Origin of the sequence: Acinetobacter sp. CFCC 10889 (genome assembly GCF_003268395.1) — a bacterium.
In the GTDB taxonomy this organism is placed as follows: domain Bacteria; phylum Pseudomonadota; class Gammaproteobacteria; order Pseudomonadales; family Moraxellaceae; genus Acinetobacter.
Genome location: NZ_LQXQ01000035.1, coordinates 1 through 24,894 on the forward strand (window position 1 = coordinate 1; position 24,894 = coordinate 24,894).

The window sequence follows — 24,894 nt, forward strand, 5'->3', positions numbered from 1 at the left end:
CTATACAAAAAATAAGCCAAATATTGAATTTGGCTTATGATCTCACTGACTATTTTAAAGCTTAGTCAATAAATGTCGCACCCGCCATATACGGACGTAATACTTCAGGAATTTCAATCGAACCGTCCGCACGTTGATAGTTTTCCATCACAGCAAGTAATGTACGACCTACTGCCAAACCTGAACCATTCAACGTATGCACAAATTCAGTTTTCTTTTGGTCTGCACGGTAACGAGCTTTCATACGACGTGCTTGGAAATCCCACATATTTGAACATGAAGAAATTTCACGATAAGTATTTTGGCTTGGTACCCAAACTTCCAAATCGTAAGTTTTACATGCACCAAAGCCCATGTCACCACCGCATAACACGATCTTACGGTATGGCAAACTAAGTGCTTGTAAGATGCCTTCAGCATGACCTGTTAAATCTTCCAAAGCTTGCATAGAATCTTCAGGTTTTACGATTTGCACCATTTCAACTTTGTCGAATTGATGCTGACGAATCAAACCACGGGTATCACGACCATAAGAGCCCGCTTCACTACGGAAACATGGCGTATGTGCCGCATATTTCAATGGCAAACGTTCAGGATCAACAATTTCATCACGCACGAAATTGGTGACAGGCACTTCCGCAGTCGGAATTAGGTAGTATTCTTTTTCACCTTGTAATTTGAATAAATCTTCTTCAAATTTAGGTAATTGACCTGTACCACGTAGAGAATCTGCATTGACCAAATATGGTACATAGGCTTCGGTATAGCCGTTTTTAAGCGTATGGGTATCCAACATGAATTGGGTCAACGCACGTTGCAAACGCGCCAAAGGACCTTTCAATACACTGAAACGTGTACCTGTGAGTTTGGTTGCAGTTTCAAACTCCAAACCACCCATCATTTCGCCAAGATCAGTATGGTCTTTGATCTCGAAGTCAAATTGGCGAGGTGTGCCCCATTTCAAAATTTCAACATTATCACTTTCGTCTTTACCTTCAGGCACAGACTCATGTGGCATGTTTGGAATAGACATGAGTTTTGCATCAAGTTCTGCTTGAAGTTCATTCAGTTCAACTTCTGCAGCTTTGATTTCATCGCCAATCGCAGACATACGTGCCATGATTTCAGATGCATCACCGCCTGCTTTTTTGATTTGACCGACTTGTTTCGCACCCGAATTACGTTCCGCTTGCAAGTTTTCAGTTTTCGACTGAATGTCTTTGCGGCGAGCTTCTAGTGATGCCCATTCGTCAACGTTAAGTTGTACACCACGTTTAGCTAAGGCTAGGTTTACAGCCTCGATATTATTTCTGATTAATTTTGGGTCGATCATAGTCAATCTAAATAAGAGAAAAAAACTGTCTATAGTGTAAGCGCTTCATTGCAAAAAATACAGTGACAGCGCTCACTCACACGATAGATTTAATTCATTGGTTGAAAAATTAGCTTATTCTGCCTGTGGTGCTTTTTCTGCAACCGCTTCAACTACAGGTAAACTTGGTAAATATTCAGCTTTGACCAAATCTTTTGCCACCAAATATGGCAACGTCAGCTCAGTCATCCCCTCTGCATAAGATGCCAACTCATACAGTGGATAGACAAACACAATGCCTTTAGGACCATAGTAATAGTTATCACTGAGTTGCAATTTTTCACGGGTAATATCGTGCTGTGTCAACCAATTTGCATTGGCATCGTATAATTGTTCTGCAACTTTGGCTTCAACATTGGGTTTTAAAATATCAGTCAATGCCAAACGCTTTTGTGTGGTCAAATCAAAAGTGACATATTCATTATGATACATGCCATGTGCTGCACCTGCTGCATAGCTATACGACTGCATCATAAATGTTGCTAAATTATATTGTTGAGAAATAAAGCGCACATAAATACTTTGTTGACTCAATCCTTTAAGATCAGCAGCCTCACTTGCTGCCTGTGTTGTATGTGCATCTTTTTCAAATGCTACAGGCACATCTTTTTTAATGCGATCCAAGAAATATTCATCAATCCAAGGCACATTGCTTTGCACCGTTTGCAAATCATATTGTGTACAACCATCTTCATCGCATGACTGTTTTTTTGACAGTTCGACACGGGTCATTTTGGCTTGGATCAGTGGAATTTGTATCGCTTGGGCTTGGCTAGCTGACTGTGCCTCTGTAGGTGATGCGGGTTTTTCTTGACAGCCTACTGCGAATAAAACCGCTGTACATACAGGAATCGCATACAACCATTGCTTTTTTGCACGAAGTAACATGTCTGGTTTCGACCTTTATACTTTATAAATCTACTAATTAGATACTATACAAATCTCTGTTATCTAATGAAATTAAAAAGTGTAGTTTTATCGTATTTCATAGCTTAAAACAGCAACAGTTTAAATATATAACCAATCAAATTTTTAAATGTACCAATAACAATCCGACATATATCAATGCCGCATCTACACAAATATTAACTTATCATTTTGATTTATTGAATAATATCTAAACCCACCCAATTACAATGAAAACCCAAAGGTACTCGAACACCCAAATCAATTTCAGCTTGCTCTTGAATTTCTAAACCATTTACTTTGAGAATAACCACTTTCGAACTTTCACCATCCAAGTGATGCAAATACATCATCAAATAACCTTGACCTTCAGTGCAGTGTTCATGCTCTGCAATAAAACTTACTTCACCAATCGCCCATTTTTCACCAAAATCATACGTCACAGATTGATTTAAAACCAAGTCATGAATAATCAGAAAGTTAAATAAGCCTGATTCGGGAAAACTTAATGTATAAAGATAACGATACGCAAGACCATTAAAGCGCATATCAATTTTTGGAAATTCTTGAATCCGATTATCCAGCGCTGTTCTTTTTAAATGTTTTAGATCTGAATCAACAACCCATCTTTCTAACTTCGCCCGCTGTTGTTCGTAAGCAGCGTGTTGTGAATGCTCAAAATCAGTATCATGCACCAATACATCTAAAACAATTTGTCCTGTTTGATCTCGATACGCATTGGCAGCATGAAAGACAAAACAAGGATCTACTTCAATCCATTGAATATCTTGAGCATTGCCATATTTTTTCAATATGCCTATTCGCGCAGTATGCTGAATATTCCAATGATATGGCACACTTTTACCCTGTAATAATCGCTTAAATGAATAGGTCAGTGGGAAATCAAAAATAATCACATCTAATTCTGTGATTAAACAATCATGAATCATTGGACCATGCTGTAATAGGATTTGTGTCAGGTGAATCAAATCACCATATTCATCAATCACTTGATAATAGGCATTTTGAGCATCCAAAGCATCATAACTAATCGCATGCAAATGCCCTGTTTTATTGTCTTTTCTTGGATGTGCTGTAAATGGTAAATCTGCATCACTATTAAACAACTGATAACGTTGCGCATTCAACTCACCATCCAAACAAATCGGAAATGCACCTGCTTCAATCACCGCCCATAATTCGCCTGCATGTCGGAAAATATTGGTATTGACCACATCATGTGCACCACGGCGATAACCAGCAATTTGGGGTAAATTCTTAATTTTTTGAATGCGATCCGTTGCAATCATGGTGCTTTTAAACCAAATGGCTTGACCGTCTTGCAACTTCAAACCATGAATCATTCCATCACCTAAGTACCAATCGAATAAAGTGGGATTTTGAACATAAACAGGATTTGAACCAATTCGAAGCAATAATCCATTTAAATGTTGTGGAATTTCACCAGCAACTTTAAATTCACGAAACTCTGTTTCTGCGACGGGCTGATAGACTATGTTTTGGTAAATATTATGCTCTGTAGATGTAGAACGTCTTCTTAAAAATGTTCCAATTATTGTAATTATTTTATGGAAAACCCTATTCTTCAATGATTTAAAAGTCGTCATCTTTGCATAGGGAAACTCTTTTTTACCTTGATGACAAGACATTCAAGCACCTTTTTTTATTTCAGAGAATATCTTTTAGCTTTTGAACTTATTCTTGTTCTTTTATATCTGAAAAATAGAGATAAAACAAAACATGTTCAAGACCTCTATAAAAATCAATCTCGCCTTGCTCAACTTCATTAGACATAAAAAAAGCAATCCGAAGATTGCTTTTGATCATGCCAAATCAATTTTTAAATAATCAAATCATTCACTTTATGAGCGAATGAACAATCATCAATTATTGATCAATAATATCCGTGCCTTTCGGTGGTGCAAAATTAAAGGTTGAAGCTGGTAATGACGGGTTGAGCTTCACATTGTTAAATTTTACATGCGTTGTTTGACCTAAGGAATCTTGTAAAATCATCAGTGATGGTGCTTTATTTACGCCAAAACTAATGGTTAAGCTTTGGAATGCACCCTCTTTATCTTTAGGGAACAAGGTGTAATACGTTTTGGTACGGTCAGGCTGAGTAATACGATAAGCTTTTTGAATTTGCGCTGTATTACCTGAAAGTAACAATGCTGGTGTATTTGCTACTTGTTCATCTAAACTTTGACGCACAGCTTGCTGCAAATCTGGATCATAAATCCATACCATTTTACCAGTCGTTGCAATGGTCTGTTTTGCAGGCGAGGTTGTTTCCCAGTAGAACTTACCAGGACGTGCAACTTTCATTACGCCCTTAAATGTTTGGTTCATATGTTGTGCTGTTAAGCCTTTTTGTTGTGCAACTTTACTGCCACCAGAAGCTTTTGTGGTTTGCTCAAAATTGGCAGACAAACTATGAATACCGCTGAGTTGTTTCACCAAGTTATTGGTTGCTTGTTGCTCCGTTGCGGCAGTTGCAGCAAAAACTGTTGTGCTCATTGCAGGTGCAAACAGCGCTGCACTGATTGCGACTGCACTCATGGTTTTACGAAGCATGTTCATAGGTTCACCTTTTATATATTTGCGCTATAGCAATTTGTTAGATGATTTATCATAAACCAATTTTTAACGCTAATATTAGAGAAAATAAGAAGTTTTGTATTGTTATTGGGTGGATTTGTAGAAATTCATTCATCATGATGAAGATCAACTTCAAATCTTAATATTTTTTGAATATAAAAAAACCCGCAATAAAGCGGGTTTTTCTGCATCATTAAAGCTTACACTTCAACAGATACATAGCGACGGCCAAACTGACCTTTCACTTCAAATTTGATCACGCCATCAGCAGTAGCAAATAAAGTATGGTCACGACCCATACCTACGTTTGTACCCGCGTGGAACTCTGTACCACGTTGACGAACGATGATGTTACCAGCAGTCACAGCTTGACCACCGTACATTTTAACACCTAACATTTTAGGGTTTGAATCACGACCATTTCGTGTCGAACCACCGGCTTTTTTAGTTGCCATGTCTACTTACTCCTAGTGATTAGCCTGCAATCGCAGTAATTTTCAACTCAGTGAACCATTGACGGTGACCTTGTTGTTTACGGTAATGTTTACGACGACGCATTTTAACAATACGGATTTTGTCGTGACGACCATGACCAACCACTTCTGCAGTTACTTTTGCGCCAGCAACAACTGGAGCACCGATTTGAATGCTTTCGCCATTCACAACCATTAATACATCATCAAATGTAATCGTTGCGCCAGTTTCAGCTTTCAACAATTCTACTTTAAGGGTTTCACCCTCAACAACACGGTGCTGTTTACCACCGCTTTGGATTACTGCGTACATAGTGTACTCCAACTTGCCCGTATCGTCGTGCCGAAAAAGGAATATTTCGATCTTATAACGAACGCTACTGGGGGTTATACAAGGGCAAGGATTTTAAGGGATAATGACATAAACAACAAGCCATTTCCGTTAAATATTCAAGTTGTATGTAAAATATGCAAATAGAAAATTGGTATTTAAGCTTGAGTGATTGAATTTGTATGGATTATTTTTAAATTTACAAAAATTGAAATAGATTTTAAAACGAATTCCGTTACTATGGAGCGCAAAAGAACGACTTACACAACTATTCAATCGATATCATATTTTGGACAAATTAAGAACATTTCATTAAGATTCAGTACAATGTCTGTTTTCTAAAGTAACATTGATCGTTGTTAATTGTTTACACTAGTCACTTAAAAATGCATTTGTATGAGGTTTCCTTCACATGACCATCGACTTTAAGCAAGATATTCTCGCGCCTGTTGCTACTGACTTTGCAGCGATGGATACATTTATCAATGAAGGAATTACTTCAAAAGTTGCTTTGGTGATGGCGGTCAGTAAACATGTGGTTGAAGCAGGTGGTAAACGTATGCGTCCAATCATGTGTTTACTTGCAGCAAAAGCATGTGGCGCACATGATGTAGACATGGATCAGTATCGTAAACTTGCTGCAATTATCGAAATGCTACATACCGCAACTTTAGTACATGATGATGTTGTCGATGAATCAGGTTTACGTCGTGGTCGCCCTACTGCAAATGCAACATGGAATAATCAAACTGCCGTTTTAGTTGGAGATTTTCTGATTTCTCGTGCATTTGACTTATTGGTAGATTTGGACAATATGATCTTGTTGAAAGATTTCTCAACAGGTACTTGTGAAATTGCCGAAGGTGAAGTTTTACAACTCCAAGCACAGCACCAACCTGATACAAATGAACAGACTTATTTAGATATTATTCACGGTAAAACTTCACGCTTATTTGAACTTGCAACTGAAGGTGCAGCGATCTTAGCGGGCAAGCCTGAATACCGTGAACCATTACGTTTATTTGCAGGTCATTTTGGCAATGCTTTCCAAATTATTGATGATATTTTAGATTACACCTCAGATGCTGAAACATTAGGTAAAAATATTGGTGATGATTTAATGGAAGGTAAACCTACTTTACCTTTAATCTCTGCTTTACAAAATACCACGGGCGAGCAACATGAAATTGTCCGTAAAAGTATTGCCACGGGTGGTACTGAACATTTAACTGAAGTGATTCAGATCGTACAAAACTCTGGTGCGCTTGATTATTGTCGTCAACGTGCAACAGAAGAAACTCAAACTGCTATGCGCGCTTTAGAACATTTACCTGAAAGTGTTTATCGCCAAGCTTTATTTAATTTAGCACAATTGGCGTTGCATAGAATTCAATAAACTCAACTTATAATTTGCTTATGCATATAAAATTTAATGATATTTTTCTAAAAATGCAGGAACAGCTTGAGTCTCCTCAAGCTATTCCTAGTGAATCTCTCCTCATTGAACTCATCAATCGCATTCGTCCTCGTGACAGCCATGATGTAGAACAGACACAGCAAAATGTGCAGGCTTTTATTCAAGCCTTGTTAATCACTCCAACCGCAGCTTTGAATGTGCAAGGTTATTTATTTAAAATAATTAATCAGCACAAACAAGCAAATTTGTATGCGGATAGTGGTATTTTATCGCTTGATGGCTTTTGGAATCAGCTCGCACAGCGTGTCGGTGCTTATTTTTTACCCTTACTCCGTGATGAAACAGATCTTCGTGATTTAGTTGGCAATGTTTTTCACCAACGAACTGATCGTTATTGGCTTGAACATGTGAAAGGTGAGCAATGGAATCAGCTTTTTCTGATTTTAACCCAAGGGCATTTCCCACAAGCTGAACTGAATGTTAAACGGGAAATGATCACTGCGATCACTGTTTTGTCTTATCGTATTAGTGGTATTGGTTTATATCCTGAGTTTATTAATGCCTATCCTGAACTGAGTGAATATGAATCGCCTTTTTTAGTGCAAAATCGTGAAATTGTAGAATTCATTAATGCCTACAAAAAGCAATATCGTAATGCTGATGATATCGCCGTCATCCCACCTCCTGATGCTGATCAAGCCTTAGTGATGATCGAACAATGTCGTGATGTGGTATTAAAAATTCGCCGTGCGACCAAACGAATCGGGGTCAGTTTAAGTTTGACCTATTTATTATCATTGCTTGAACAATGTTTGGATCGTGTCGAAATTTTACTGAATCTTATTGTTGAAGAAAATAAAGTTCGTGCACTTTCATGTGGCGAATTTCTGATTGATTTGGTCAATGCAAATTATAATGAAACCAGTGTACGTCATTTGCTGAGAACCAACAGCGAACTGATTGCTCTACAAGTTACTGAAAATGCAAGTAAAACAGGTGAGCATTATGTAAGTACTGACAAAAAAGGCTTTTTTGCCATGTATAAGGCTGCAGCAGGTGCAGGCGTGATTATTGCCACAATGGCAACACTAAAAATTCTGAGTGCACGCTTGATCTTAGCGCCATTTTTACATGCCTTTATTTATAGTATGAATTATGCCTTAGGTTTTATGCTGATTCATGTCTTGCATTTCACTGTTGCAACCAAACAGCCTGCGATGACAGCCGCCGCTCTCGCTTCTACCGTTCAACATCGTAAAGGCTCAAAAACGGCGCAAATTGCAGAACTTGCGGGTTTAATTATTAATATTATACGTACTCAATTTATTGCGATTTTGGGGAATATTTCCATTGCAATTCCAACCGCAGCACTGATCACATGGCTTTGGCAAGTGTCAATGCATGAGCCTTTACTCACGCATACCAAAGCCAATATGCTTTTACACAGCTTAAACCCATTTACTTCTTTGGCTGTACCACATGCTGCGATCGCAGGTGTATGTTTATTCTTATCTGGTCTCATCGCTGGATATTTTGACAATATGGCGATTTATCGCAAAGTTGGTCCACGTTTAAAGGCGCATCCAAAACTTAAGAATTGGCTAGGTCAGCCTAAACTTGATAAGTTTGCAGACTATATCGAACGTAATCTTGGCGCATTAGCAGGGAATTTTTTATTTGGTATCATGCTCGGTAGTATGGGAACAATAGGTTTTATTTTAGGCTTACCGCTTGATATTCGCCATATTGCCTTTGCATCGGCAAACTTTATACAGGGCTTAATGTCTGTAAATGGTTCACCTGATATTGGACTGATTATTATTTCCTTCTTGGGTGTATTGCTGATCGGTATGACCAACTTGTTTGTCAGTTTTAGCTTAACGATCACTGTGGCACTGCGTGCACGACAAGTTCGTTTTGAACAATGGAAGCCTTTGGCGAAATTGGTATTTACCCATTTCTTTACACGCCCACTCGACTTTTTTTGGCCACCGAAACAGCCTTTACAAGTAGAAGATCATTCATCCGTAGGGCATAAAAATAGTCATTAGCAAAATTGTTATCATTTTGTGCAAATGATTAAAACTTCAAAAAAAAGAAATTACTATAAATTACTCATTTATAGTGACTTGAAAAAAAGTGTACTGACAAGTACACTTTAGCACACTATTTAATCTCAACATGTGTGATTAATCATAGCAAGGTCAGTCAATATGCCTTATACCTATCTATTCATCCTTGGTTGTATTGGATTCAGTATAAGTTGTATTGGACTAAATATTTCATATATACAACAACTTGACCATACCATCCTACATTGGATGAGTGTGCATCGCATTGATTTTTTAAGTCATGTTGCGGTCACCTTATCTTACTTAGGGGGCTTACCTGTCATGTTATTCTTATGTGGACTATGGTGTTTGCAGCAAGCGTATGTAAAAAAATATGTAAACATTGCATTGATCAGTTTAAGTCTGTTAGGTGCTTCGGCTGTAGGTTGGGTATTAAAATATTATATTCATCGCCCTCGACCTGAAGCAATGTACCAAATGGTACAAACCTATGGTGCGTCATTTCCGAGTGCGCACAGCATATATGCAGCTGTACTTGCTTGTTTAATTATTTTTATATTTTATCGGCAAACACAAGCTAAACTCTTCATCATTTTTGCTTGTGTTTGGTGGCTGAGTATGGGATTTTCGAGGGTATATGTAGGTGCTCATTTTCCAACCGATGTTCTGGCGGGATGGAGTATTGGCTTTCTCTGGGTTGCATTAATCTGGCGCTTGCTTTTGAGACACATGTTGAATATGAACAAATTATTTTTAGATAAAAATCTAAACGAGGTGGAATAATGATGTCGGCAAAGCTTTGGGCTCCTGCCCTTACTGCTTGTGCTTTAGCAACAAGTCTTGCACTTGTGGGTTGTAGCAAAGATCCAAAAGATGCACAGCAAGGTGGCGCTGCTGCCCAAAAAATGCCGCCGACAGAAGTTGGTGTCATTGTTGCTCAACCACAAAGTGTGGAACAATCTGTTGAATTATCTGGTCGTACTTCAGCTTATCAAGTTTCAGAAGTTCGCCCACAAGCAAGTGGTGTGATTTTAAAACGTTTGTTTGCTGAAGGTAGTTTTGTACGTGAAGGACAACCTCTGTATGAAATTGATTCAAGTACGAATCGTGCGAATTTGGACAATGCAAAAGCTTCGCTTGTTCGTCAACAAGCAAACTTAAATGCACTACAAGTTAAAGCCAATCGTTATCGTCAGCTTGTTGGGATCAATGCTGTTTCTAAACAAGAATATGATGATTTATTGGCACAAATAAAATTGGCTGAAGCTGATATCGCTGCATCAAATGCTGTGGTTAAAAATGCACAAATTGACTTAGGTTATTCAACTGTTCGTTCACCAATCTCAGGGCAGTCAGGACGTTCAAGTGTCACTGCAGGTGCTTTAGTGACTGCAAACCAAGCCAATGCATTGGTTACCATTCAACAACTTGATCCAATTTATGTTGATATTAACCAATCAAGTGCTGAATTATTACGTTTACGTCAACAACTTGCTCAAGGCAGCATTGACCGTAGTAATAACACCAAAGTTCGTTTGAAACTTGAAGATGGTAGTACCTACCCTGTGGAAGGCAATCTTGCATTTTCTGATGCCAGTGTAAATCCTGATACAGGCTCTGTGACTTTACGTGCAGTATTCTCAAATCCAAATCATTTGTTACTTCCTGGTATGTTTGCCAATGCGCAAATCGTACAAGGTGTCATTCCAAATGCGTATTTGATTCCACAAGCAGCGATTACACGTACACCAACAGGTCAAGCTATGGCGATGTTAGTGAATGCAAAAGGTGCAGTTGAAGCACGTCCAATCACCACTGCGGGTGTTCAAGGTCAAAACTGGATCGTAACGCAAGGTTTAAATACAGGCGATAAAGTCATTGTCGATGGTATTGCCAAAGTTAAACCTGAACAACAAGTTGTTGCTAAACCTTATCAACCACAAGCTGCTGCGCCTCAAGGTGCAACACCTGCTGCAACTCAACAAAAAACAGGTGGAGCAGCACAACCTGCTCAGCAAGATAAAGCAACTGAACAAAAAGCTACTTCAAATGCATAAGGGGTAGACTCAATGGCTCAATTTTTTATTCATCGCCCGATTTTTGCATGGGTGATTGCACTGGTCATTATGTTAGCGGGGATTCTCACGCTGACAAAAATGCCTATTGCACAATATCCAACGATTGCACCACCGACAGTTACAATTTCTGCAACTTATCCAGGTGCATCAGCGTCTACTGTTGAAAACACAGTGACCCAGATCATTGAACAGCAAATGAATGGTTTGGATGGCTTACGTTATATCTCGTCTAACAGTGCGGGGAACGGTCAGGCATCTATCCAATTGAACTTTGAACAAGGGGTTGATCCTGATATCGCCCAAGTTCAAGTGCAAAACAAATTGCAATCAGCAACTGCGCTTTTACCTGAAGATGTTCAACGTCAAGGTGTAAAAGTCACCAAGTCTGGTGCAAGCTTCTTACAGGTTTTAGCGTTCTATTCTGAATCAGATAGCTTGTCTGCAAATGACATTAAAGACTATGTAAACTCTAATGTTTCTGAGCCTTTAAGTCGTGTTGCGGGTGTAGGTGAAGTCCAAGTATTTGGTGGCTCTTATGCCATGCGTATCTGGTTAGATCCTGCCAAGTTAACTAGCTTAGGTGTTACACCAAGCGATGTTGCAGCAGCTATTCGTGCACAAAACTCACAGGTTGCTGTTGGTCAATTAGGTGGTGCTCCTTCGATTGAAGGTCAGGTTCTAAATGCAACTGTCAATGCACAGAGCATGTTAACCACACCTGAGCAATTCAAAAACATTTTCCTACGCAACACCAGTGATGGTGCACAAGTACGTTTAGGTGATGTTGCACGTGTTGAGTTAGGTGCGGATACCTATCAGTTTGATTCTAAATTCAACGGTAAACCTGCGGGTGGTGTTGCAATTAAACTTGCGACAGGTGCCAATGCTTTAGATACATCAGAAGCTGTTGAAGCACGTATGGTTGAATTGCGTAAAAACTACCCAACGGGAATGAAAGATAAACTCGCATTTGATACAACACCATTTATCAAAATTTCAATTGAAAGTGTGGTACATACACTGATTGAAGCGATTATTCTTGTATTCTTTGTCATGTTCTTGTTCTTACAGAACTGGCGTGCAACCATTATTCCAACCATGGCAGTACCTGTTGTTGTATTGGGTACTTTTGCGATCATTAATATTTTTGGTTTCTCGATCAATACCCTCACCATGTTTGCCATGGTATTGGCAATCGGTCTCTTGGTGGATGATGCCATCGTTGTGGTGGAGAACGTTGAACGGGTAATGCAAGAAGATCATTTAGATCCAGTTGCAGCAACAGAGCTTTCAATGCAGCAAATTACGGGTGCCTTGATTGGTATGACATCGGTACTTACAGCTGTATTCGTTCCAATGTCTTTCTTTGGAGGAACGACTGGGGTTATTTACCGTCAGTTCTCGATCACCTTAGTGACAGCGATGATTCTGTCTTTGGTTGTAGCAATCACCTTTACCCCTGCGCTATGTGCGACCATTTTAAAACAGCATGATCCACATCAAAAGCCAAGTAATAATATCTTTGCACGTTTCTTCCGTTGGTTTAATGCTGCTTTTGATCGTACTGCGGACAAGTATCAAACGGGTGTCAATTTCATGACACATCATAAACTGTTCTCTGGAATTGTTTATGCTGCGGTAATTGGCGTATTGGTTGTATTGTTTAAAATGTTACCTTCGTCTTTCTTACCTGAAGAAGACCAAGGTGTAGTCATGACTTTGGTTCAATTACCACCAAATGCAACCTTAGACCGTACTGATAAAGTCATTAATACCATGACGCACTATTTCATGGAAAATGAAAAAGCCTCTGTTGAGTCTATCTTTAGTGTTTCTGGTTTCTCATTTACAGGGATGGGGCAAAATGCTGGTCTTGCATTTGTTAAATTAAAAGATTGGGAAGTTCGTACTACACCTGAACAACAAATCGGCAGTATTATTCAGCGTGGTATGGCGCTAAATATGATTGCAAAAGATGCATCGTATGTCATGCCACTCCAATTACCTGCTATGCCTGAATTAGGTGTAACTGCTGGCTTTAACTTCCAGTTAAAAGCCTCTGCAGGTCAAAGCCATGAACAACTTCTTGCTGCACGTAATGCAATTTTAGGTATGGCTGCTCAAGACAAACGTCTTGCAGGTGTACGTCCAAATGGTCAAGAAGATACGCCTCAGTACCAAATCAACATTGATCAAGCACAAGCTGGAGCAATGGGTGTAAGTATTGCAGATATCAACTCAACCATGAGTATGGCGTGGGGTGGTTCATATATTAACGACTTCATTGATCGTGGTCGTGTGAAGAAAGTTTATATCCAAGGTGAAGCTAGCGCGCGTATGATGCCTGAAGATTTGAACAAGTGGTATGTACGTAATAACAAAGGTGAAATGATTCCTTTCTCTAGTTTTGCGACAGGAACTTGGACTTATGGTTCACCACGTTTAGAGCGCTATAATGGTATTTCTTCGATGAACATTCAAGGTTCACCAGCACCAGGTACAAGCTCTGGTGATGCAATGCTTGCAATGGAAGAAATCGTGGCTAAACTACCATCGATGGGTTTACAAGGCTTTGACTATGAATGGACTGGTCTATCTTTAGAAGAACGTGAGTCTGGCGCACAAGCACCATTCTTATACGCACTTTCATTGTTAATCGTATTCCTCTGTCTTGCAGCACTGTATGAAAGTTGGTCAGTACCATTCTCTATTCTATTGGTTGTCCCTTTAGGTGTGGTTGGAGCAATGATATTAACTTGGTTAGGTTTAACCATTAAAGGTGATCCAAACTTATCCAATAATATCTATTTCCAAGTGGCGATTATTGCGGTCATCGGTTTGTCAGCAAAAAATGCGATTTTAATTGTAGAATTTGCCAAAGAATTGCAAGAAAAAGGCGAAAGCCTATTTGATGCTACGTTACATGCAGCAAAAATGCGTTTACGCCCAATTATTATGACCACACTGGCATTTGGTTTTGGTGTATTGCCATTAGCTTTAGCAAGTGGCGCAGGTGCAGGCAGTCAACACTCAGTAGGTTATGGGGTACTTGGTGGTGTAATCACTTCAACACTATTGGGTATTTTCTTCATTCCTGTGTTCTTCGTATGGGTGCGTAGTATCTTTAAGTACAAACCTAAAAATCAAAATCTTCAGGAGCATAAATCGTGATGCAAAATCTATGGTCTATTTCAGGTCGTGGCATTGCGGTATCTGCACTTGCGCTTGCTTTGACTGCATGTCAAAGCATGCGTGGCCCAGAACCCGTAGCACAAGCCAATATTCCAACCAATTATCTTGAAAGTGCATCGGGTACTTCTATTGCGGAACAAGGTTATAAAGACTTTTTTGCAGACCCACGTTTGCTCCAAGTGATTGATCTTGCTTTAACCAATAACCGTGATTTACGTACAGCGACATTGAATATTCAACGTGCGCAGCAACAATACCAAATCTCTGAAAACAACCAACTGCCAACAATTGGCGCAAGTGGTGGTGTGTTACGCCAAGATCAAGGCGTTGGTGCACAAACACGTTATAATGTTGGCTTAGGTGTTACTGCGTATGAGTTAGACTTTTGGGGTCGTGTGCGTAGCTTAAAAGACAATGCCTTAGATAGTTATTTGGCAACAGCAAGTGCACGTGATGCAACGCAAATTTCACTCATTGGTCAAGTTGCACAAGCTTGGCTCAATTACTCATTTGCCAATGCACAACTCAAACTTGCTGACCAAACATTAAAAGCACAGCTTGACTCATATAATCTCAACAAAAAACGTTTTGATGTAGGAATCGACAGTGAAGTACCTGTACGTCAGGCACAAGTTTCAGTAGAAACTGCACGTAATGATGTTGCGAATTATAAAACGCAAATCGCACAAGCACAGAACTTATTGAACCTTTTAGTGGGTCAACAAGTGCCTGCAAACTTATTGCCATCACAACGTGTCACTAAAATCACCAATAATGCAGCTTTAGCTTCAGGCTTACCAAGTGATTTGTTAACACACCGCCCAGATGTTCGTGCGGCTGAATACAAACTCTCTGCTATGGGTGCGAATATTGGTGCAGCAAAAGCACGTTTATTCCCAACCATTAGCCTCACAGGTTCAGCAGGTTATGCATCAACTGATTTAAGTGATTTATTTAAATCAGGTGCTTTTGTTTGGTCTTTAGGTCCAAGTATCGACATTCCTCTTTGGGATTGGGGTACACGTAAAGCCAACATCAAAATATCTGAAACAGATCAAGAAATTGCTTTATCTGATTATGAAAAATCAATTCAATCTGCTTTCCGTGAAGTAAATGATGCATTGGCAACTCGCCAAAACATTGGTGATCGCATCTCTGCACAACGCCGTTTGGTTGATGCAACCAATACAACGTATAAGCTTTCAAATGCACGCTTCCGTGCAGGGATTGATAGCTTCTTAACTGTATTAGATGCTCAACGTAGCTCTTATGCAGCAGAACAAGGTTTATTGTTGCTTGAACAAGCCAACTTAAATAATCAAGTAGAGTTGTACAAATCTCTTGGCGGTGGCGTAAAAGCCAACTCATCAGATCAAATCGTAGTACAACCTTCAACAGCTGAATTAAAACAACAGCAACCTGCAAAGTAATTTTTTACGTGCAGATTTGACTCAATAAAGAAAGCTCACTACGGTGGGCTTTCTTTTATGCAAAATAAAAATACTCAATTAAATGAGAAATCAAAAAATGTCACAACACAGAACACAGCTTTTATTTGAAATTCGGGATTGTTTAGATCACTTACATATTCCAACCCAAATTTTAGATGTTGAAATCACAGAAGTGATTAACCAATATTTATCACCATTTTGGAGAGGTTCAAGCTCTAAAATTGATTGGCAACTTCTAACAATGTTCAAAAAACTGATTTTCCTTACCATATTCCAATTGATGCACAACTCACACAGCAACTTCTATATCAAACAAATTTTCGAGTATTGCAACAAAAGACACCCATTATTTTATATTTTTCAGGATTAAGCCCATGTCTATTACTACACAATTGTGAATTGCCAAATATCATTTTCTATCTTATGGATGAATTTTGCTATTTAGATACCCTTTTCATCTTTGCTGCACAGCCTATTTTAGAACAACAAAAAATTACTGATTTCTTGGAAATTCAATTCTTTGATTACTTTTGTGGGCAAATATAAATGTTCAAAACTTTAGCCTAAATCACATCACCCAAAGCAGCACTATAGGCAAAGTTAATACTGAGCACAAAGTTTGCAAACTGATCACCCCTGCCATCAGTTGATGATCACCACCCAAAACTTTCGTTAAAATATAAGATGCAGATGCAGTCGGCAAAGCAAAAAACAGCACAAGCACTTGGGTTTCAAGCTGAGTTAAACCCAGCCATATACAGACCATATACGCCAAAGCAGGCATAATCAACAACCGAGCAAAAGTATTTAACAACAAAACCCAAAGCTGTTTTTTTAATGCCATAAATTGTAATGCTGCACCGACACAGAGCAAACCCAAAGGCAAACTACAAATCCCCAATTGCTTAATCAAATCAGCAAAACCTGCCCACAAAATCAGCCCTGAAAAATTAAAAATAATCCCTACAATGCACGCTAAAATCAGTGGATTTTTCAATAAAGAAACAAAAATAGATTTAACATTCATACTGTCCTGACGGGTTAAGGCGAGCACAGATAAAATATTGACTAGAGGAATACACATTGCCAAAGTAATCGCCAAAATCGTTAAGCCTTGCTGGCTAAATAATGCTGCGACTATCGCCAAACCCATATAAGTATTGAAACGTACCATGCCCTGCATATACACACCAAAACGTGCAGCATCGGTTTTTTGTACCGCACGAATGATATACAGCACGATACAAGTGATCAGTAAAACCAAAGCCAAAACAGTAAAAATGGTTTGCAGCATAGCAATATGAATCGTTGCCGTGGCTAAATTTGCAAACAACATTGCAGGAAATAGCACATAATAATTCAGCTTTTCTGCACCACTCCAAAACCCATCACTCAAAAAACCTGTTTTTTGTAGGATATTTCCTCCAACAATTAAGACCAGTAAAGGAAACAATGAAATGAGAATCTGAGCCATGTGCTATCCAGATGACGAAATTTTGCAACAAGAGAATAAGAACTTTACACCATTTATCAAAATTTTTATTTATATTTCCACTTTCATAAAGTATTTCATTTGACAAAGTAAATTTTCAAAAAATAAATAAACCAATATATTTCAATTATTTAAAATAAAATTATTTTAAATAAAATGCACCATTATGGTGCAAAAAATCCAACTTAGTGCAATGTTTTGCTTTATATCGAGTCTTATATCTTCTTTTGTATTTTTGATCATTTTTTTCCTTATCATCCCCTCTTCACGCCCACAAATAGCTCGTTATACTTGAACCAAACTGTGACACATAGCACCAAATCAGAGCCCTTATGCAAAATATAGACCTACTCTTTCTCTTACTCGGTGCAATTCTTGTACTTGCAATGCATGCAGGATTTGCCTTTTTAGAACTTGGTACAGTGCGCCATAAAAATCAGGTCAATGCGCTAAGTAAAATTTTAACTGATTTTTCGATTTCAGCGATCGCCTATTTCTTTGTCGGTTATTACATTGCGTATGGTCAGCATTTTTTCCATTCAGGGACACAACTTTCAGCAGAGCATGGCTATAACTTGATGCGCTGTTTCTTCCTGCTGACTTTTGCTGCAGCAATTCCTGCCATTATTTCTGGTGGTATTGCTGAGCGTGCCAAAATGCGTACCCAAGCAATTGCAACTTTATTTTTAGTTGCTTTGGTTTATCCGTTTTTTGAAGGTATCGCATGGAATGGTAACTTTGGCATACAAGATTGGTTAAAGCATACCTTTGGTGCATCTTTTCATGACTTTGCAGGATCTGTTGTTGTTCACGCCATGGGTGGCTGGATGGCGCTTATCGCTGTAATCTTACTTGGTGCTCGTCATGGTCGCTATAAAAAAGATGGTCGTGTGAGCGCACATCCACCATCATCTATCCCATTTCTTGCACTTGGTTCATGGGTTTTAATTGTCGGTTGGTTTGGTTTCAATGTTATGAGTGCACAACGTTTAGATGCCATTTCAGGTTTAGTGGCGATCAATTCACTTATGGCAATGGTCGGTGGTACGATTTCAGCAAATTTCTTTGGCAAAGAAGATCCGGGATTTTTACATAATGGTCCATTAGCAGGTTTGGTCGCAATCTGTGCAGGTTCTGATATTGTGCATCCAATTGGGGCTTTAATGATTGGGATGTTTGCAGGCTTCTTCTTTGTTAAATTATTCACCTATACCCAAAACAAACTTAAAGTAGATGATGTATTAGGTGTATGGCCTTTACATGGTGTATGCGGTGCTTTTGGAGGGATCGCAGTAGGTTTATTTGGTCAAACATGGCTCGGTGGTTTAGGGGGCGTTTCAATGATGTCGCAAATATTAGGAACTGTCTTTGCGATCATTATTGCTATAGTTGGTGCATTTGCAGTCTATGGGATTTTAAAAGTCACAATGGGCATTCGTTTAAGTCAAGAAGATGAATTTCGTGGTGCTGACCTATCCATTCATAAAATTTCTGCAAATTCAGAAGATGCTATTTTTTAAACATATTTTTGATTTAGATATAATTATTTTGGATGAAATCACTGAAGCTTGGGTTCCTGTGATTTCTCCCTATGGTCAAGCGATTTTAATTTGGAAAAATTGTGATTAAGCTTAAATTATTGTAAATAACTCAACGCTTGTGCAAATACCTCATCCTGACTTTGTGTAGCATCCAAACGTTTCATCCGCTCAGGCTCACGTGCATGAATTTCAACAAAGCCTGAACGCACTGACTCAAAGAAAGCGACTTTTTCTTGCTCAAAACGATCTAAAGCACCACGTTCTCTCGCACGGGTCATCCCCAGTTCAATCGGTGCATCCAACCAAAAAGTTAAATCAGGCATCCTTGCAACAAAATTCTGATTTAAAAGCTGTAACTTTTCACGGCTTAAACCACGCCCTGCACATTGATAAGCAAAGCTTGAATCTTATATTCCTAACTAAAAATAAGTAAACAAACATCGTTATATCCTAATTAGTTATAATGTAAACTTTTATACAGCTTAAATTAATAAACTTCTTTAGAGTCAAAAGAATCTATGTTGAAGATGTCTTATAATATCTAAACTAGGTATTAGGAACTAAATTGAGAATGACTAAGATCATCGGAATTGCAGCTGTAGCTAGGTCAGGGAAAGATACTGTCGCTTCTATGTTATTAAAGCATGAAGGAGTAGCTACATATGCATTAGCTGATCCTCTAAAACTCGGGTGCCAAATTTTATTTGGACTTACCGATGCAGAGACTTGGCATGATGATCTAAAAGAAAAAGTGATACCACATTGGGGATGGTCACCTAGAAAAATTTTTCAAACCGTTGGAACAGATTGGCTTAGAGATTTAAACTCAGATCATTGGCTATTACGAGCCAATTTGGCATTCAAACAATATAAGACTGATAAATCAGATAAATCACAAGTAGACTTCACTGACCCTATAGCGCCGTTCAAGTTAGCTGCTCAGGCCATATTTGGAATTACTCAAGATGAAGCATGGAACCCTTTATTAATAAATAATAAAATTGAATATTGGGATATGACACCAAATGAAATGATCAACTTTCTTTATAATCATACTTATAAAGAATTCAAAGACTATGATTTTTTGAGAAGCGAAAGACCTCTGACATTTTTTTCAAAAGAAATCCCTGTCTATGGTAATGATAATATTGTAATAATCAAAGATGTTCGATTTGAAAATGAAGCTGATTTTATACGGTCTCATAATGGAAAGATATGGCATATTAAGAGAGATAATGCTACAAAAGTGATAAGTCATTCTTCTGAAAGAGGAATAGAAATTAAACCAGAAGACATCATTATTAACAACAATGGCTCCTTAATGGATTTGGAAGCAGCTGTACAAAAAGAATGGAATGCTTATTATTAACTAAATCTATCAACTATGGTCATGTAGCCTACCAATACCCCTTTACAATGTAGGCTACTCAATCTCAATTTATATAATTAACATTAGCCTTATTGCCTAAATATTTCATAACTATATTGTTTTAAAGGCTTTAAGGCTATTTGCATTTTAGGGTGGGATTTTTATAAATCTCACCTTATTTTTAACTTAACAAACTCTAATTTTGCAATCTAAGGTTGAAACTACTTGAGCTAATCATTTTTAAAATTTGCATTATAAGGTTGAAAGTGAATTTAGCTTTTTAATAATCCTTTTAGTTGACTCAAATACTCATTTGCTTTTTGTTGAGAATTTTCTTCTGATAAATTTAAATCGGATTGAATCTTAATGATGCTTTGTTCAAACTGGCTCAATTCCACATCACTCAATCGTTGTTCATCTTTGTACATATCTATAGTTGCCCGACACAAATGAATGAAGTGTGCTGTTGTTTTGTGCTGATAATTACAACAAGCATGAATTATATTTTTGAGTCGTCTGTGGCGTAGCTCAATATTGATTGGTTTATAAGTTGGATGGCTTGCGCTAAAAAATAGTGCCTTATCTATGGCATCACCGCTATACCAACCTTTATCCAAATTTTCTTGTGCTGCTTGAATGTAAATTTCTGCTACTCGCTTCCTGTCAGCCAAAATGTATTTCTCAATTTCAGCTTGGTCAGTTAAAAGCTCAATTGGTTCAAACTGAACTTTAGTGCCGTATCTGTTTTGGGTAGATTGATCATTTACTCGCAGAAAAATGGTTGCACCTATTTCTATATCTGATAGCACGGTATTTTTGACAAGTTGGGCTTGATAATTTTTTACACTACCGATCAGTTCAGCTTGAATATACTTTGTTCCAATTTTTAAGATACGAAACTGTCCAAATGCTGTCATTTTTTCTTGCTTATTTGGCATCTCACACCAAGCCTAATGATTATCCTGTGATAAATTTTAACATTAAGTCTTTATTATGAAATGAAAAAGTAGTCAGATTTGAAATTTTTAAATATTGCATTTCAAGGTTGAAAAACCTACGTTTATTGCATAATATTTAAGTATTGCAAAATAAGGTTGAAAATAAAATGGCTTCTGCACCAAACAATACCGAATCTACTCTCGCTAGTTTTATTTGGAGTAATGCCAATGACCTTCGTGGAGGTGGCTTTCAGCATATAGATTTCGCCAAGGTGATTTTACCTTTTACGATTTTAAGACGTTTGGAATGTGTACTTGAGCCAACGAAAGAAGCGGTTCTCAACACTTATACGCAATTTAAAGATCAAGGTTTAGCCATTGATGACATTCTAACCAATGTCAGTACAAATCCGTTTTATAACAAATCCACCTATAATCTTTCTAATTTAGGTGGTACAAAAACCAAAGCTAATCTTGAAGATTACATCGCCAATTTCTCTGAAAATGTACGTGTCATCTTTGAACAATTTGATTTCAATACAACAATTAATAAATTAGCCAAAGCCAATCTATTACTGCGTATTTGCAATAATTTCGCTGCCATCGACTTACATCCGAATGTTGTGCCTGACCGTACCATGAGTAATGTCTATGAACATTTAATTGCGAAGTTTGGTGCAGAAGTCGGTACGGGGTCTGAGGACTTCATGACTCCGCGTGATATTGTGCATTTAGCAGCAACTTTATTGCTTGAGCCTGATAATGAGCTGTTTGAACAAAAGAACGGTTTAATTCGTACCATCTACGATCAAACCTGTGGTACTTCGGGTTTTTTAACCGACATGATGAACTATGTAGAAGGCTATAAAGACCGATATAGTGTTGCTCCTGTACTTGTGCCTTATGGTCAAGAGCTGATAGAAGAAACTCATGCTGTCGCATTGGGTTCAATGTTACTCAAAAAATTAGAATCTGACCCAAGTCGTGATCTTTCCAAAAATATCAAATTAGGCAGTACATTAAGCAAAGATCATTTTTTAGATCAGCGTTTTCATTACCAATGTTCCAATCCGCCTTTTGGACTGTCTTGGGCAAACGATGCCAAAGCCGTACAGTTAGAGCATAAAGAAAAAGGCTTAAATGGGCGTTTTGGTGCGGGTTTGCCTAAAGCCAGTGACGGCTCAATGCTTTTTTTACAAAATCTAATTTCCAAACTAGAACTGCCTGAAAATGGTGGTGGTCGTGGTGCGATTGTGCTATCAGGTTCACCATTGTTTAACGGTGGTGCAGGCTCAGGCGAGTCGGAAATTAGACGATTCATTTTAGAAAATGATTATCTCGAAGCAATTGTGGCATTGCCGACTGATATTTTCTTCCGTACAGGTATTGGTACATATATTTGGTTAATTTCAAACCGTAAACCTGAGCAGCGCAAAGGCAAAGTGCAGCTCATTGATGCAACAGGCATGGGTTCATCCATGCGTAAGAATGAGGGCAACAAACGCAAGTTTATTGACCAAGATGCCATTGATGAAATTAGCCGTATTTATGCCGACTTTGAAGAAAGTTCGGTGAGTAAGATTTTTGACTATACCGATTTTGGCTACCGCCGAGTCAAAGTCTTGCGTCCTCTACGCATTGATCTGCAATTTGATGCGGAAAAACTTGAACTATTTAAAGAATCAAAAGAATTTGGCAAGTTATCAGATAGTGATCAAAATTCAGTATCGGCTTATATTGAACAGCAGTTTGGTGACAGCAAAGACTATGCTTGGTTTGAGAATACATTCCTGAAAAAACTACCACTCAGCAAAGTCAGCAAAGGCTTAAAAAATGCCTTGATCGCTGCGTTTGGGGTGCAAAATCCTGATGCAGAAGCCGTAGAAATTAACGGTGAAGTGCAAATGGATAGTGACCTGACTGATTATGAAAATATTCCGTTAAATCAGAATATTCAGGACTATATGGCGAAAGAGGTACTTCCTCATGCGCCTGATGCGGTGATTGATACCACTTATACCGATGCCAAAGACGGTCAAGTCGGTGTGGTGGGTTATGAAATTAATTTTAACCGCTATTTCTATGTATTCGAGCAGCCACGCCACCCGAATGAGATTATGGCTGAAATTAAAGAGCTATCTGCCGAAGTGGCGCAATTGCTTGGGGAGGTTTAAAGATGCAGTTTAAGCAATACCCAAGTTATAAACCAAGTGGTGTGGAATGGTTAGGTGATGTACCTGAACATTGGCAACAAAAACCTATTTGGAGTTTATTTAAGCGTATTAAAAGGACTAACTTTCCAACTGAACGCTTACTTTCTGTTTACCGTGATTATGGTGTTATTCCTAAAGATAGTAGGGATGATAATCATAATAGAGCATCAGAAGATTTAACTCCTTATCAGCTTGTATGTGCAAATGATCTTGTCATCAATAAAATGAAAGCATGGCAAGGCTCTATTGCTATCTCTGAGTTAAGAGGTATTGTTAGCCCTGCATATTATATTTACCAACCTAAAGCTGAATATCACTCAAAATATATTCATTTTCTGATTCGTTCTGCGTATTACATTCAAAGTTATAAAAACTATTCAAAAGGGATACGAGTTAATCAATGGGATTTGGAGAGCGAAGCATTTACCCATATTGACTTATTGCTTCCTTCTTTAGATGAACAACAAAAAATCGTTGCATTCCTCGATACGGAAACCACCCGAATTGACAACCTCATTGCCAAGCAAGAAAAGTTAATCGAACTTTTAGAAGAACAGCGTAAGTCGATTATTTCTCATGCTGTCACTAAAGGTTTAAATCCTAATGCACCCATGAAAGACAGTGGTGTGGAATGGTTGGGGGAAGTGCCTGAGCATTGGACAGTATTAAAAAACAGGCATATCTTCAATTTTAGTAAGGGTCTAAGTATCACTAAAGAAAACTTACAGGAAAATGGAGTTCCATGTGTAAGTTATGGGGAAGTACATTCAAAATTTGGATTTGAATTTAACCCTGAGATTAATGACATGAAATTTGTGTCAGAAGAATATTTAGAAACCTCAAAAAACTGCCTTTTGAATAGTGGTGATTTTATATTTGCTGATACATCAGAAGATTTTGAAGGTTCAGGTAATTTCTCATATTTAAATAGTAATTCCCAAGTTTTCGCAGGGTATCATACTGTTATTGCTCGTTTAAAATCGAAACAAAAACCGAGATTCTTTGCATACATATTTGATTCAAATGCACATCGCAAACAAATTCAAACACAAGTTAAAGGTATTAAAGTTTTTAGTATTACCCAAGGTATATTAAAAGACATATATTCTTGGCTGCCGCCAGTTCATGAACAAGATTTAATTGTTAGGTATTTAGATAATGAATGTAAAAAAATATCATTATTAAAAGCCAAGCAAATAGAACTAATCGAAAAGCTTAAAGAATATCGTTCTTCGATTATCTCCCATGCTGTTACAGGGAAAATTGATATTCGGGAGTTCTGTTAATGAATTTTTCGATCATGGCTCAATATTTATGTACTTTGGTACATAAATATTGCATTATTCTATTCAACATACCTGCCATGCCTAGGTTCAAGTTCGCTTGTTCACGCACAAATCGGCAGGTTTTTTTGCCTGAGAAATGAT

Annotated in this window: 19 protein-coding genes and 1 pseudogene; 11 read left to right on the forward strand and 9 right to left on the reverse strand. The window is 38.1% G+C overall.

The window, feature by feature from the left end; genetic code table 11:
• Positions 1-61: 61 nt before the first annotated feature.
• The 6 genes from serS to rplU form a co-directional block, all read right to left on the reverse strand.
• Positions 62-1,333, reverse strand: coding sequence for a serine--tRNA ligase (gene serS / locus AVJ19_RS13495; RefSeq protein WP_111860203.1), 1,272 nt, complete (start codon positions 1,331-1,333; stop codon positions 62-64).
• 114 nt (positions 1,334-1,447) lie between these two features.
• Positions 1,448-2,260 (reverse strand): RsiV family protein, encoded by an 813-nt coding sequence (locus AVJ19_RS13500; RefSeq protein WP_111860204.1) that lies wholly within the window; start codon positions 2,258-2,260, stop codon positions 1,448-1,450.
• A gap of 215 nt (positions 2,261-2,475) precedes the next feature.
• Positions 2,476-3,948, reverse strand: coding sequence for a carotenoid oxygenase family protein (locus tag AVJ19_RS13505; RefSeq protein ID WP_228203367.1), 1,473 nt, complete (start codon positions 3,946-3,948; stop codon positions 2,476-2,478).
• Between the two features lie 238 nt (positions 3,949-4,186).
• Positions 4,187-4,882 (reverse strand): outer membrane lipoprotein chaperone LolA, encoded by a 696-nt coding sequence (lolA, locus tag AVJ19_RS13510; protein ID WP_111860205.1) that lies wholly within the window; start codon positions 4,880-4,882, stop codon positions 4,187-4,189.
• Between the two features lie 218 nt (positions 4,883-5,100).
• Complete coding sequence (gene rpmA, locus AVJ19_RS13515) at positions 5,101-5,355, reverse strand: 50S ribosomal protein L27 (RefSeq protein ID WP_111860206.1); 255 nt, start codon at positions 5,353-5,355, stop codon at positions 5,101-5,103.
• Between the two features lie 19 nt (positions 5,356-5,374).
• The gene (gene rplU, locus AVJ19_RS13520; RefSeq protein WP_010113102.1) at positions 5,375-5,686 is read right to left on the reverse strand and encodes a 50S ribosomal protein L21; all 312 of its coding nucleotides are present in this window, start codon (positions 5,684-5,686) and stop codon (positions 5,375-5,377) included.
• A 430-nt stretch (positions 5,687-6,116) separates the two neighbouring features.
• Here rplU and sdsA point away from each other — a divergent pair, with 430 nt between their 5' ends.
• The 7 genes from sdsA (at position 6,117) to AVJ19_RS22065 (ending at position 16,284) form a co-directional block, all read left to right on the forward strand.
• The gene (gene sdsA / locus AVJ19_RS13525; protein ID WP_111860207.1) at positions 6,117-7,100 is read left to right on the forward strand and encodes an All-trans-nonaprenyl-diphosphate synthase; all 984 of its coding nucleotides are present in this window, start codon (positions 6,117-6,119) and stop codon (positions 7,098-7,100) included.
• 20 nt (positions 7,101-7,120) lie between these two features.
• A complete protein-coding gene (locus tag AVJ19_RS13530) occupies positions 7,121-9,172 on the forward strand; it encodes a site-specific recombinase (RefSeq protein ID WP_213067232.1) in 2,052 nt (683 codons plus the stop codon).
• Between the two features lie 162 nt (positions 9,173-9,334).
• Positions 9,335-9,976, forward strand: a complete 642-nt coding sequence (locus AVJ19_RS13535) for a phosphatase PAP2 family protein (RefSeq protein ID WP_111860209.1) — start codon at positions 9,335-9,337, stop codon at positions 9,974-9,976.
• A complete protein-coding gene (locus AVJ19_RS13540; RefSeq protein ID WP_111860210.1) occupies positions 9,976-11,250 on the forward strand; it encodes an efflux RND transporter periplasmic adaptor subunit in 1,275 nt (424 codons plus the stop codon). Before AVJ19_RS13535 ends, AVJ19_RS13540 begins: the two co-directional genes overlap by 1 nt.
• 12 nt (positions 11,251-11,262) lie before the next feature.
• Complete coding sequence (locus AVJ19_RS13545; protein ID WP_111860211.1) at positions 11,263-14,442, forward strand: efflux RND transporter permease subunit; 3,180 nt, start codon at positions 11,263-11,265, stop codon at positions 14,440-14,442.
• Complete coding sequence (gene adeK, locus AVJ19_RS13550) at positions 14,442-15,893, forward strand: multidrug efflux RND transporter AdeIJK outer membrane channel subunit AdeK (RefSeq protein ID WP_111860212.1); 1,452 nt, start codon at positions 14,442-14,444, stop codon at positions 15,891-15,893. Before AVJ19_RS13545 ends, adeK begins: the two co-directional genes overlap by 1 nt.
• A gap of 97 nt (positions 15,894-15,990) precedes the next feature.
• On the forward strand, positions 15,991-16,284 hold the full coding sequence (locus tag AVJ19_RS22065) for a hypothetical protein (RefSeq protein WP_162626613.1): 294 nt from the start codon (positions 15,991-15,993) through the stop codon (positions 16,282-16,284).
• 198 nt (positions 16,285-16,482) lie between these two features.
• On the opposite strand, the gene AVJ19_RS13560 is transcribed toward AVJ19_RS22065, so the two are convergent.
• Complete coding sequence (locus tag AVJ19_RS13560) at positions 16,483-17,388, reverse strand: AEC family transporter (protein WP_111860214.1); 906 nt, start codon at positions 17,386-17,388, stop codon at positions 16,483-16,485.
• Between the two features lie 350 nt (positions 17,389-17,738).
• Between AVJ19_RS13560 and AVJ19_RS13565 the strand changes: the two genes are divergently transcribed.
• Complete coding sequence (locus AVJ19_RS13565; protein ID WP_111860215.1) at positions 17,739-18,926, forward strand: ammonium transporter; 1,188 nt, start codon at positions 17,739-17,741, stop codon at positions 18,924-18,926.
• A 116-nt stretch (positions 18,927-19,042) separates the two neighbouring features.
• On the opposite strand, the pseudogene AVJ19_RS13570 reads toward AVJ19_RS13565, so the two are convergent.
• Positions 19,043-19,354, reverse strand: a pseudogene (locus AVJ19_RS13570) (dTMP kinase); the annotation flags it as partial.
• Between the two features lie 164 nt (positions 19,355-19,518).
• On the opposite strand from AVJ19_RS13570, the gene AVJ19_RS13575 reads away from it, so the two are divergent.
• Positions 19,519-20,316, forward strand: coding sequence for a deoxynucleotide monophosphate kinase (locus tag AVJ19_RS13575; protein WP_111860216.1), 798 nt, complete (start codon positions 19,519-19,521; stop codon positions 20,314-20,316).
• Between the two features lie 272 nt (positions 20,317-20,588).
• Here the strand turns inward: AVJ19_RS13575 and AVJ19_RS13580 are convergent, their stop codons facing one another.
• A complete protein-coding gene (locus AVJ19_RS13580) occupies positions 20,589-21,254 on the reverse strand; it encodes a hypothetical protein (protein ID WP_111860217.1) in 666 nt (221 codons plus the stop codon).
• Positions 21,255-21,421: 167 nt separating this feature from the next.
• On the opposite strand from AVJ19_RS13580, the gene AVJ19_RS13585 reads away from it, so the two are divergent.
• Positions 21,422-23,428 (forward strand): type I restriction-modification system subunit M, encoded by a 2,007-nt coding sequence (locus tag AVJ19_RS13585; protein ID WP_111860218.1) that lies wholly within the window; start codon positions 21,422-21,424, stop codon positions 23,426-23,428.
• Positions 23,429-23,430: 2 nt separating this feature from the next.
• On the forward strand, positions 23,431-24,753 hold the full coding sequence (locus AVJ19_RS13590) for a restriction endonuclease subunit S (protein WP_111860219.1): 1,323 nt from the start codon (positions 23,431-23,433) through the stop codon (positions 24,751-24,753).
• Positions 24,754-24,894: the final 141 nt, after the last annotated feature.